Genomic DNA, 12,611 nt, shown 5'->3' on the forward strand with positions numbered 1-12,611 from the left:
GCATGTGTTAAGCCTGCCGCCAGCGTTCGTTCTGAGCCAGGATCAAACTCTCATGTTGAGAATTCAATCTCGACTAAATCACGTCATTCTGAATCGACGAGAACTCACACCCATCATCATCCGCATCACTGCGATAATAATGAGGTGTATTCTCTTGTTCAAAACGTAACCGTCGAAGTCTATTCCAAGGACCCAGATCGCTCCAGGTCCCGCAAGCTTCGCCGCCCACGTTTCTCTTTCTTCTCATCTTCAATTGTCAAATAACCGACCAGTCAAACCAGTCAAAAACCTTATTCCCGCAATCCCAGGACATAACCCAGAACCACCAATCAGCATCGCAGCCAATCAAGGAAACACTAGAGCGAAAGTCGTCGTCGCCAGCAGCGCCGCCGCCCTCGTTCAGTGATCGGGCTTATAGACCCTACCTCCGAACCAAGTCAACTATCGATTTTGAAAAAAATCAAAAAACAAATAACCGATTGATTCTTATGAGAGATTTATGAACATCCCTGTGGGCGCCGTGATTGCGCTGCAAAACGCCCGCAGATATCCCCACGGAAGCGCAAGGTCCGGTGCCGAAATCACGAAACAGGCTATGAACCGGCAGCTTTGCGCATCGGACCGGGCCGGCGCCCCTGGTATTTTATAGGGAAACAGGGTCCCGAGCGCTGCGAAAAACGGCCGCTCGATTTGACACTCCTGTCATAAATATGCACATCTTCGCCCCCAAGCCTGCGGCTCGCATAAAGGAAGCGGATCTCGATTGGCATGATGACGGACAAGATGATGCTCCGATCGCTCGGTAACGAGCCGCCAATCCTGGCCGATGGCAGGCGGGCGCCGGACCGGCGCGAAGTCTCGCTGCGATGGCTTTCCGGCACCTTCCTGACGGGCCTCACCTCAAGCATCCTGATGGGCGTCGCGCTGTTTGCCGCACTTGACGGCCGTCAGCAGCTGGCCATTCCGGCGGAAGCCTATGCGACAACGGACAGCCACGACGCTTCCGACGATCAGGTCATCCGCGGCGCCCGCCTGATTTCCACCGCGATCGCCTCGAAGCCGTCCGACCGCAACATTCTCGAAGTATCGACGGTCGTGCGCGACGGCGACAAGGAGGTAGTGCGTCGCCAACCCTTCGCCCATGTGAAGATCGCGCTCGCCACCAACCGCATCGCCAGCGAAAACTACCCGCCCTTCGATCCGCTGGCGATCTTTGCCGCCGATGAGAACATACCGCCGCCGGCCAACAAGACCGGCGCCATCTACGGATCGGACGTGGAATCCGAGGTCAGCCTGAAGACGGTGCCCTTTCCCGCCAAGGATATTCCCTTCCAGCTCGCCGGTTCCATGTCGCTTGAAGAGGTGGAGGAGAATGTCCGCTCCAACGGCTCGGTTCTGGCCGATGGCAATACCCAGCTTTCAGCACTCTATTATGTCGACCCTCGCCGTTTCGCCAATGACGATTCCGATGTCGATCTGACGGCGGGTCTTGCCGCGCGCATCGTCGAGGAAAACATGTCCGTCTCGGCGCCGGAAGCGGTCACCGCGCAGACGGAAGAATTCGCCGACGATATCATACCGGTTCGCGAAAATATGCCGATCGCCACGGCGCTGACCAATGCCGGCTACCTCAAGGCCGACGCGGACGACATCACGGCAAAGATCCAGCCGCTCTTCGGCTCGGCCAATGTTTCCACGGGCGACGTATTGCGCATCGGCATCCTTCAGAAGGGTGAGCAGGCCAAGATCATCCGCGCCAGCCTCTATCGCGGCACGAAACATCTTCTCACCATCGCCCAGAACGATCGTGGCGAATTCGTCGCCGGCAGCGCGCCGCCGATGCTGGATGCCATCGCCACCGCTTTCGACAATGATGCGCCCACGCTCACAGCCGGACGCGATCTGCCGAGCGTCTACGACGGCATCTATCGCGCGGCCCTCTCCTACGGCATGACCAAGGAGATGGTGGCGCAGGTCGTCAAGCTGCTTGCCAGCAATGTCGATTTCCAGGCACAGCTGAAGCCGACGGATTCCCTGGAAGCCTTCTTCTCGGTCACCGACGACAAGGGGCAGGCGACGGCCGATTCCGAGCTGCTCTATGTCAATGCCAAGTTCGGCGATACGGTCACGCGCTTCTATCGCTTCGAGGATCCGGCCGATCATTCGATCGACTATTTCGACGAAAACGGCAAGAGCATCCGGCAATTCCTGCTGCGCAACCCCGTTCCGACAGGTGTCTTCAAATCAGGCTTCGGCATGCGCCGCCACCCGATCCTCGGCTTCGCGCGCATGCATACCGGTGTCGATTGGGCCGCACCCCGCGGCACGCCGATCATCGCGGCCGGCAACGGCGTCGTCGAAAAGGCGAGCTGGGATTCCAGCGGCTTCGGCAATCAGACCCTTATTCGCCATGCGAATGGCTACGTCTCCTCCTACAATCACCAGAGCGCCATCGCCAAGGGTATCGTGCCGGGCGCGAAAGTGGTGCAGGGCCAGGTGATCGGCTTTATCGGCTCGACGGGTCTCGCGACCGGGCCTCACCTCCACTACGAGCTGATCGTCAACGGCACGAAGGTCGATCCGCTGCGCATTCGCCTGCCCGGCGGCAAGTCGCTGGAAGGCGATGCGCTCGCCAAATTCCAGGAAGAACGCAAGCGCATCGATACGCTGCTCAGCGACGACAAGTCGAAGCAGATCGCCAGCAAGTAACCGAGCGGCTACCCTCTCCCATTTGCGGTTGGGGCCGATAGCAAAATGGCGGCCCGAAGACCGCCATCTGCATTTTTCTTCAACCAGTGCCGCTTAAGCCGCTTCATTCACGGCCTGGCGCGGACGGAATAACAGCCGGTCCGAACCGCTGGTGACCTTGACGAGCGAACCATCCGGAATCTGACCGGACAAGATCTGTTCGGCGAGCGGATCCTGAACATATTTCTGGATCACCCGCTTCAGCGGCCTTGCGCCATAGACCGGATCGTAACCCTTGTTGGCAAGCCAGTGACGGGCGTCGTCGTCGAGCTCGAGGGTGATCTTGCGCTCCGACAATAGCTTCAACAGCCGCTCCAGCTGGATATCGACGATGGCACCCATCTCATCGCGCTTGAGGCGATGGAACAGGATGATCTCGTCGATACGGTTCAGGAATTCGGGCCGGAAATGCGACCGGACCACATCCATCACCTGTTCGCGCACCAGATCGCTGTCATCGCCTTCTTTCAACTGGGTCAGATATTCGGCACCCAGATTGGAAGTCATGATGATCATCGTGTTGCGGAAGTCGACCGTGCGGCCCTGCCCGTCCGTCAAGCGTCCATCATCCAGAACCTGGAGCAGGATGTTGAAGACATCGGGATGCGCCTTCTCGATCTCGTCGAACAGCACGACCTGATAGGGCCGCCGGCGGACGGCTTCGGTGAGCGCCCCACCTTCCTCGTAACCGACATAGCCGGGAGGAGCGCCGATCAGCCGGGCAACGGAGTGCTTCTCCATGTATTCCGACATATCCATGCGCACCATCGCCGTCTCGTCATCGAAAAGGAAGCGGGCGAGCGCCTTGGTGAGTTCGGTCTTGCCGACGCCGGTCGGGCCGAGGAAGATGAACGAGCCGATCGGGCGGTTCGGATCCTGCAAGCCGGCACGCGAACGGCGAACGGCGCGCGACACTGCCTGAACGGCATCGCCCTGTCCGACGACCCACTTGGCAAGTTCGTCTTCCATCCGAAGCAGCTTGTCCCGTTCGCCTTCGAGCATCTTGTCCACGGGAATCCCGGTCCAACGGGAGACGATATGGGCGATATTGTCGGCGGTGACGACTTCCTGCACCATGGAATCGCGACCGCCATCCTGCTCCTCGGCAGCCTGGAGATCCTTCTCCAGGTTCGGGATCACGCCATAGGCAAGCTCGCCGGCGCGCTGGAATTCACCCTTGCGCTGGGCGATCGCCAGTTCGTTACGGGCTTCGTCGAGCTTTTTCTTCAGATCGGCGGCAAGACCGAGCTTCTGCTTTTCGGCCTGCCACCGCGCGGTCAGCGCATCGGCTTCCTCTTCCAGAGAAGCAAGATCCGTTTCCAGCCGTTTCAGCCGGTCAGCCGAGGCCTGGTCGGTCTCCTTCTTCAACGCTTCGCGTTCGATCTTCAGCTGGATGATGCGGCGATCAAGCTCGTCGAGCTCTTCCGGCTTGGAATCCACCTGCATGCGCAGACGCGCCGCAGCCTCGTCCATCAGGTCGATGGCCTTGTCGGGCAGGAAGCGGTCGGTGATGTAGCGGTTCGACAAGGTCGCGGCGGCCACCAGGGCGGCATCGGCGATGCGGACCTTGTGATGCTGCTCGTATTTTTCCTTCAAGCCGCGCAGGATCGAGATCGTGTCCTCGACCGTCGGCTCTTCGACCATGACGGGCTGGAAGCGGCGGGCAAGAGCCGGATCCTTCTCGACGTGCTTGCGATATTCATCGAGCGTGGTCGCACCGACGCAATGCAGCTCGCCGCGCGCAAGCGCCGGCTTCAAGAGGTTGGACGCATCCATGGCACCATCGGCCTTGCCGGCACCGACCAGCGTGTGCATTTCGTCGATGAACAGGATGATCTCGCCGTTTTCCGACTGCACTTCGTTGAGCACGGCCTTCAGCCGCTCTTCGAACTCGCCGCGAAACTTCGCGCCTGCAATCAGCGCGCCCATGTCGAGCGCCATCAGCTTCTTGTCCTTCAGCGATTCCGGCACGTCGCCATTGACGATGCGCAGCGCCAGGCCTTCGACGATGGCCGTCTTGCCGACGCCGGGCTCGCCGATGAGCACGGGATTGTTTTTGGTGCGGCGGGACAGGACCTGGATCGTGCGGCGGATTTCGTCGTCGCGGCCGATCACCGGATCGAGCTTGCCTTCGCGCGCCTCGGAGGTGAGGTCACGGGCATATTTCTTCAAGGAATCGAAGCCTTGCTCCGCATTAGCGGAGTCGGCGGTGCGGCCCTTGCGGATATCGTTGATGACCTGATTGAGCGCGACAGGCGTGATGCCAGCCTTCTTCAAGCTTTCCGACGTCGAGGCCGTCGGCTCGATCGCCAGGGCCTGCAGCAGACGCTCGACGGTAACGAAACTGTCGCCGGCCTTCTTCGCGGCTTCCTCGGCGGCTGCAAAGACCTTGGCGAGCGGCTGCGAGAGATAGATCTGGCCATCGCCGCCGGAAACCTTCGGCAGCTTGGCAAGAACCGCATCATTGGCAAGGCGCGCGGCCTTGGCGTCGCCGCCGGCGCGCTCGATCAACGAGGCAGCCATGCCCTGATCGTCGTCCAGAAGCACCTTCAACACATGTTCGGGAGCAAACTGCTGGTTACCCTGCGCAAGCGCATAGGTCTGGGCGGATTGCAGGAAACCACGCACCCGCTCGGAGTATTTTTCAATATTCATATGAGACCTCCATGAATCGCTCTGCCCTGACCGGCGCAGACCGATGATTGAGATTGAGCCCCCTTAAGAGGCGGGCCCCGCCTTTCCGCCATTGAGATTTGCGGCAAGGCAACTGAGGAGAATATGGGAGGATATTTGAAGAGTTTAAAGGGTCGCGGAATGGAAAAACCGCCCGGAGTTGTTCCATACGCTTCTGCAATTGAAGAAGCGCCGATCGCCCCCGAAAGAGAGCTCTCCGCCCGTACAAAAGGAAATGGCGGCTTCCGCCGCCATTCCCGCTTCATTCATCTAGTTCGCTCCAGGGAGCGACTTATTCCGAGGTAGCATCCGCCATAGCCGGAGCTTCGCCCGACCCGGCTTCACCCTGGTCATCGCCCTCGGCTGCAGCACCGCGGCGCGGCTGGCGGCGCGGACGATTGCCGCCCGTACTGCGGCGGCGCGGCTGGCGCTCGGTGGCGGCCACCGCCGGAGTTTCCTCCTCGATCGCCACTTCGGCCGGGATGCCTTCGATTACCGGCTGCGGACCAGTGCCGTTGATGGCTTCCGGCTCGGGAGCCGGAGCTGCGGCAGCCGGAGCAGCCTGGTGCTGACGAGCCGGAGGCGGCGCCATCTGCGGCTGGTCATCGATCTCGTTTGCATCGATATCATCGATGTCACGGTCGGCTGCATCGCGGTCATTGTAATTGTGCTGATCGTCGCGCTGATAGCGCTCCTGCATCTGCGCCTGGGCGCTGGCAATGATCCGATTGTAGTGTTCGGCATGCTGCAGGTAGTTTTCAGCCATAACGCGGTCGCCGGAGCTCTGGGCATCGCGAGCCAAGGCCGAGTATTTCTCGGCGATATGCTGTGCGGTTCCGCGGATCTTCACATCGGGACCGGAGCTGTCGTAAGTTCTGGTCAGCGGGTTCGAGCCCTTGCGGTTGAAATTGTTGTTGTTATTTCCGCCGCCACCGTTGTTGTTGTTACCACGCCCCCGACCGCGCTTGTTCTGCTGTCCTGGCCTCATAGATCCTTCACCTGAATTCTCTTCGTTGGGATAAAATCATACACGACACCTGCCGCCGCGGTTCGGACATTCCCGAACCAGGGCCTGCGTGCCGCAAGCAAACTGCGCTTTAGCGCCGGTCTGCCGCTCGACTACGTCAGATTAAACTGATCACGCATTGGGTTATCTTCAACCTTTGACACTCTTACCAAAGAGCGGATCCCCGAGGCTGTCCAAGATAAGCGAATCGTCTCGCTTATTCCCAGCCGCCCAACGCGTGAGCGCAACCTATATTGCTTCCTCAGGAAATCCAAGCTTTTTCTTTGCGATAGCAATAGCGGTTCCACAAATCCGCTGCAAAACGTTGCGTTAATGTTGAAATTCAAACACAAGAACCCGGTCGTTCTGGCCGTAGTCACGAGCCGCTTCGACAAGGGAAAATCCTGCTCCTTCAAAAATTGAAGTCACCGTTTCACGCTGATCGTAACCGATCTCTACCCCAATCATGCCATCCGGGAGTAGAAACCGCGCCGCATCCTTTGCGATCGCCCTATATGCATCCAGCCCATCAAGGCCCCCGTCAAGGGCCGCAGGAGGATCGAAATCCTTTACTTCTGGAGCGAGAGTGGAAATGACACTGGACGCAATATAGGGCGGATTTGAGACAATCACGTGAAAACATTCGTGGATGGCGTCAAACCAGCTTCCATGCACGGTTTCAAACCGCGCCGCCAGGCCATTCTGCTCAGCGTTCCCGCGAGCGGTTTCCAGCGCCTCGCTGGAAATATCGGAACCAACACCCGTCGCTTTGGGGCATTCGTGAAGCAGAGCCAGACAGATGGCTCCCGTCCCCGTTCCGATATCCAATATATGGACATTGCCGACCTTGAATTCAAGACGCCGCACATATGGCAGCATCGTATCGACGAGAATTTCGGTATCGGGCCGCGGTTCGAGCGTTGCCGCCGAGAGCCGCAGGGAGAGGCCATAGAATTCCCGTTCCCCAAGAATTCGATGGACCGGCTCGTGGTTGAGCCGGCGGGCAATCGCCGCCCGCACCGCCGCCGCATCCTTCGCAGGTATGGCCTCGGAGCCGCGCGTCACCAGTTCAGTGGCGGCAAGATGAAGAAGGCCGCCGACAAGGATGCGCGCTTCCGTGGCGGGATCATCGAGATCGGCCTCCGCAAAGCGGGCACGCACCTCCTGCAGGAGTCCGGAAACGGTCGGCCCCTGCCCGCTGCTCATGCCTGTTCACCGAGCTGGGCGAGCTGGCTCGCCTGGTAGTCCGCCAGCAGCGCGTCGACCACCTCGTCGATCTCGCCGACCATCATCCGGTCGAGCTTGTAGAGCGTCAGGTTGATGCGATGATCGGTGACGCGTCCCTGCGGGAAATTGTAGGTGCGGATGCGTTCGGATCGGTCGCCGGAACCGACCTGGCTCTTGCGGTCGGCGGAACGCTCGCTGTCGGCGCGCTGGCGCTCCATGTCGAACAGGCGCGACCGCAGCACCTGCATCGCCTTGGCGCGGTTCTGGTGCTGCGACTTTTCCGAGCTCGTGACGACGATGCCCGAGGGAAGATGTGTGATGCGCACGGCCGAGTCGGTCGTATTGACGTGCTGCCCGCCGGCGCCCGACGAGCGCATGGTGTCGATACGGATATCCTCGGGCCGGATTTCGATATCGACTTCCTCGGCTTCCGGCAGCACGGCGACGGTCGCCGCCGAGGTATGAATGCGGCCGCTGGCTTCTGTTTCCGGCACGCGCTGGACGCGATGGACGCCGGATTCGAACTTTAGCCGCGAGAACACACCCTTGCCGCTGATCGTGGCGATGATTTCCTTGTAGCCGCCTGCTTCGCCATCGCTCGAGGAAAGAATTTCCACCTTCCAGCCATTGGTAGCAGCAAAGCGCTCATACATACGGAAGAGATCGCCGGCGAAAAGAGCTGCTTCTGAGCCGCCGGTACCGGCGCGGATTTCCAGAATGGCGCTCTTCTCGTCGGCGGCATCCTTCGGCAACAGCAGAACCTGGATTTCCTTCTCCAGCGCCTCGATCCGCTCCTTGACCTCGGGCAGCTCCGTTTCGGCAAGGTCGCGCATCTCGCGATCGACTGATTTGTCGGAGAGCATGGCCTCGAGATCGGCAACCTCGGCGATAGCGCGCTCATAATCGCGGGTCTTTGTGACGACCGGCTGCAGTTCGGAATATTCGGAAGCAAGCTTCACATAGACATCCGCGGCCGGGCCGGCGGACATGCGCGCCTCGATCTCACCGAAACGGCGTTCCAATTCGCGCATTTTTTCAACGGGGAGCTTCGCCACCCTCTACTCCAATTCTTCTTATTATCTCTGCTTTGATGTGGTGTGCATGATCCTGCCTGGAAACCGCTTCGTGTCTTTCAGGATCACGCGCTAAAGCGGAATATTGTGGCTCTCGGCGAAGCGCGCAAGGATATCCCGCATGGAACTTGTCGGCTGCCTGTCATCGAGCGCGGTCTCCATGACATCAGACAAAGCCTTGAGGTCGAGCCCAAGCAGCATCGCCTTGACCGGGCCGATCGAGGCAGGCGACATCGAAACCGAGCGGAGGCCGAGGCCGAGCAGGGCCATCGCCGAAATCGTCTTGCCGGCCAACTCGCCGCACAGCGTCACAGGCGTCTTGTTGCGCTCACCGGCGCGCACGATATCGCGCAGGATACGCAGGAACGGCCGCTCGAGCGGGTCGAAGCGGTCCGACACGCGCGCATTGCCGCGATCCACGGCCATCGCGAACTGGAACAGATCGTTGGAGCCGATCGAGACGAAATCGACTTCCGCCATCAGCTCATCCAACTGCCACAGCAGCGCCGGCACTTCCAGCATGGCGCCGAACTGCAGCTTGCGCGGCAGGCTGTGGCCGAAGCGCGAGAGGTGCTGCACTTCCTTCTGCAGGAGCTCGCGCACCGCCCTGATCTCGGAGACTTCCGTGACCATAGGCACCATCATCTTCAGCTCGTTGTCGGCCGCGGCCTTCAGCATGGCTCTGAGCTGCGTGCGCAGCAGGCCGGGGCGGTCGAGCGAGAGACGGATGGCGCGCCAGCCGAGCGCCGGGTTTTCCTCCTCATGCGCCCGGAAATAGGGAACGACCTTGTCGCCGCCGATATCAAGCGTCCGGAACGTCACGACGTGACCGCCCGCCTGCTTCATCACATTGCGATAGAAGGCTTCCTGCTCCTCCGCTTTCGGCATGGTCGAGGCGATCATGAACTGCAGCTCGGTGCGGAACAGGCCGATGCCCTCGGCGCCGGATTCGGCAAGCTGCGGCAGATCGACCAGCAGGCCGGCATTCATCAGCAGCGAAATGCGCTGCCCGTCCTTGGTGACCGGCTCGACGGAACGCAGGGCACGGAACTGCTCCTGCCGGCGGGCACGGAACCGCACCTTCTCTTCATAGGAACGCTGATGATCCGCCATCGGACGCAGATGGACATGACCGCCATCGCCATCGATGATGACCGGATCGCCGTTTTCCGCCAGCGCGACGACACCGGCCGCCTGCCCGACGACAGGAATGCCCATGGCGCGCGCGACGATGACGACATGGCTCGTCACCGCGCCCTCTTCCAGCACCAGGCCGCGAATGTTGGCGCGGGGATAATCGAGCAGTTCCGCCGCACCCATGGCGCGCGCGAAAATGATCGCGTCGTTTGGAAAGCCCTCGGCACTGGTACGGCCCGAATGGCCGATGAGCTGCCGGAGCAACCGGTTCGCCAGATCCTCGAAATCGTGCATGCGCTCGCGAAGATAGGGATCGGTCAGGCGCATCATGCGCGCCTTCGTATCGCTCTGCACCTTTTCGACCGCGGCTTCGGCGGTCAGGCCGTTGCGGACGGCTTCCTCGAGTTTGCGCACCCAGCCCTGGTCGTGTGCGAACATGCGGTAGGTTTCAAGCACCTCGCGATGCTCGCCCTCCATCGAGACGTCGCGGCGCGACAGCATGTCGTCGATCGAGATGCGCAGCGAGCCGAGCGCTTCGGCCAGGCGGCCGATTTCCTTGTCAGCATCGTCGTTCAGCAGGTTGGTGACGACGATACGCGGCTCGTGCAGGACGACATAGCCGAGGCCGATGCCTTCATTGTAGCTGTCGCCGTCGATAGTGACCGAACGCGTAAGATCGAGTTCAAGGCCGGGCTTGGTGATCTTCTTCAGCTCGCCGGTCGCGATCATCTCGGCCAGCACCATGGCCGTCGTTTCGAGCGCCTCCAGCTCTTCCTCACGATAGGTGCGGCTCGCCTTGTTCTGAACGACAAGAACGCCGAGCGATCGCCCGGTGCGCAGGATCGGCACGCCGAGGAAGGAGTGGTAGATCTCTTCGCCGGTTTCCGGCAGGTAGCGGTAGGCCGGATGCGATTGCGCGTCCGAAAGGTTCAGCGGCTGGGCGGAGGCGGCAATCGTACCGACAAGGCCCTGCCCCATCTTCAGTTGTGAAAGGTGGACGGCCTCTTTGTTCAGACCCTCGGTGGCATAGAGCTCGAGCACGCCATCCGCGCGCAGCACATAGACCGAGCAGACCTCGGCGACCATGTTGCTGGCAATCTGGCTGACGATCCGGTCAAGGCGCTCCTGCGGCTCCAGCGGCTCCGCCATCAACTCGCGTAGCCGCTTGAGCAGAACGCGTGGACCGCCGGAAAGGTCTCTCATTGCGCCACTAGCTCCCGAATCAAGATGTCATGCCTGTGTTGCCCACATCAGGGCCGGCCGAAACTCGCCTCCGTCACGGTCCGTTGTCAGCAATCCTGAATCAACTCTTATCCAGACCGTAGCAGGAATGCAAAGTCCTGACTGCGAGTTCTGCGTAAGGACCATCAATCAGGATGGAAATCTTGATTTCTGACGTCGTAATGGCCTTGATGTTGATACCTTTTTCGGCAAGTGCCCGGAAAGCGGTCGCGGCAACGCCAGCATGCGAGCGCATGCCGATGCCGATGACCGATACCTTGACCAGACCTGATTCGCTCTGGACGACGTCGTAGCCGATCTTTTCCTTGTTTTCGCCAAGGACGCGAAGCGCCTTGTCGACATCGCCGGAGGGGACGGTGAAGGTCATGTCGGTCTTGGAGCCGTCCTCGGAAATATTCTGGACGATCATGTCGACATTGATGTGGTTTTCGGCCAGCGGCCCGAAGATCGCGGCGGAAACGCCCGGCCGGTCGGCAAGACGGCGCAGCGAGATCTGAGCCTCATCCTTGGCATAGGCAATGCCGGTGACTACTTCCTGTTCCACGATTTCATCCTCGTCACAAATCAGCGTTCCGGGCGGGTTGAGCAGATCGCCCATGCCCGGAGCATCGGGATCCTCGAAAGAAGAGCGCACGAAGGTGCGGACCTTAAAGACCATGGCCAGTTCGACCGAGCGCACCTGCAGCACCTTGGCGCCGAGAGAGGCCATTTCGAGCATTTCCTCGAAGGCGATCTTCTTCAGGCGGCGGGCCTTCGGCTCGATACGCGGATCGGTCGTATAAACGCCGTCGACGTCGGTATAGATGTCGCAGCGGTCGGCCTTGACCGCAGCGGCGATCGCCACCGCCGACGTATCGGAACCACCGCGACCGAGCGTCGACAGGCGGTTGTCCGGGCCAAGACCCTGGAAGCCGGCAACGACAGCCACCTGGCCTTCCCCCATGCGGCGGATCATCTCACCGCCGTCGATTTCGAGAATGCGGGCCGCACCGTGGGCATTGTCGGTGCGGATCGGTATCTGCCAGCCCTGCCAGGAGCGGGCGTTGATGCCCATGGCCTGCAGCGCAATCGCCAAAAGGCCCGATGTCACCTGCTCGCCAGACGCCACGATCGCATCATATTCGCGCGCATCGTAGATGGAATGATCGGCGCCGGCGACCTTCGGCATGTTCTGGACCCAGCCGACCAGCTCGTTGGTCTTGCCGGACATGGCGGAAACGACGACAGCCACCTCATGGCCGGCATCGACCTCGCGTTTCACATGGCGCGCGACGTTCTTGATACGGTCCAGATCCGCGACGGAGGTTCCGCCGAATTTCATCACGATGCGTGCCATGTGCCTCTACCAGTACCCTGCGCCGGGCGGCCGAATGCGAGGAGCCCGACATGCAAAATCGCCCCTCCGGTTCGGTAGCCGGAAAAGCGTGATCTCAATGGGGCCGTCTCTTAGCGAGTTTGTCGGGCGCGTGCAATAGCGTGGCGCACCCGGCGCGACAAAAACTATA

At 60.7% G+C, this 12,611-nt stretch carries 7 protein-coding genes; 1 reads left to right on the forward strand and 6 read right to left on the reverse strand.

Annotated features, from left to right (window positions below; translation table 11 throughout):
• Positions 1-768: 768 nt before the first annotated feature.
• Positions 769-2,709 (forward strand): M23 family metallopeptidase, encoded by a 1,941-nt coding sequence (locus HGP12_RS09395; protein WP_168840061.1) that lies wholly within the window; start codon positions 769-771, stop codon positions 2,707-2,709.
• Between the two features lie 93 nt (positions 2,710-2,802).
• Here the strand turns inward: HGP12_RS09395 and clpB are convergent, their stop codons facing one another.
• From clpB to HGP12_RS09425, 6 genes are all read right to left on the reverse strand, one after another.
• Positions 2,803-5,403: an ATP-dependent chaperone ClpB gene (clpB, locus tag HGP12_RS09400; protein ID WP_168840060.1), complete on the reverse strand. Its 2,601-nt coding sequence runs from the start codon at positions 5,401-5,403 to the stop codon at positions 2,803-2,805.
• Positions 5,404-5,713: 310 nt separating this feature from the next.
• Positions 5,714-6,409, reverse strand: coding sequence for a DUF4167 domain-containing protein (locus HGP12_RS09405; protein ID WP_168840059.1), 696 nt, complete (start codon positions 6,407-6,409; stop codon positions 5,714-5,716).
• Between the two features lie 348 nt (positions 6,410-6,757).
• Positions 6,758-7,633 (reverse strand): peptide chain release factor N(5)-glutamine methyltransferase, encoded by an 876-nt coding sequence (gene prmC / locus HGP12_RS09410; RefSeq protein ID WP_168840058.1) that lies wholly within the window; start codon positions 7,631-7,633, stop codon positions 6,758-6,760.
• The gene (gene prfA / locus HGP12_RS09415; protein WP_168840057.1) at positions 7,630-8,709 is read right to left on the reverse strand and encodes a peptide chain release factor 1; all 1,080 of its coding nucleotides are present in this window, start codon (positions 8,707-8,709) and stop codon (positions 7,630-7,632) included. The genes prmC and prfA overlap by 4 nt, the downstream gene beginning before the upstream one ends.
• A 90-nt stretch (positions 8,710-8,799) precedes the next feature.
• The gene (gene ptsP / locus HGP12_RS09420; protein ID WP_168840056.1) at positions 8,800-11,067 is read right to left on the reverse strand and encodes a phosphoenolpyruvate--protein phosphotransferase; all 2,268 of its coding nucleotides are present in this window, start codon (positions 11,065-11,067) and stop codon (positions 8,800-8,802) included.
• A 100-nt stretch (positions 11,068-11,167) separates the two neighbouring features.
• Entirely contained in the window at positions 11,168-12,442 is a 1,275-nt protein-coding gene (locus HGP12_RS09425; RefSeq protein WP_168840055.1) for an aspartate kinase, read from the reverse strand.
• Positions 12,443-12,611: the final 169 nt, after the last annotated feature.

This window comes from Rhizobium sp. P28RR-XV (assembly GCF_012641385.1).
Taxonomy (GTDB): Bacteria; Pseudomonadota; Alphaproteobacteria; order Rhizobiales; family Rhizobiaceae; genus Rhizobium.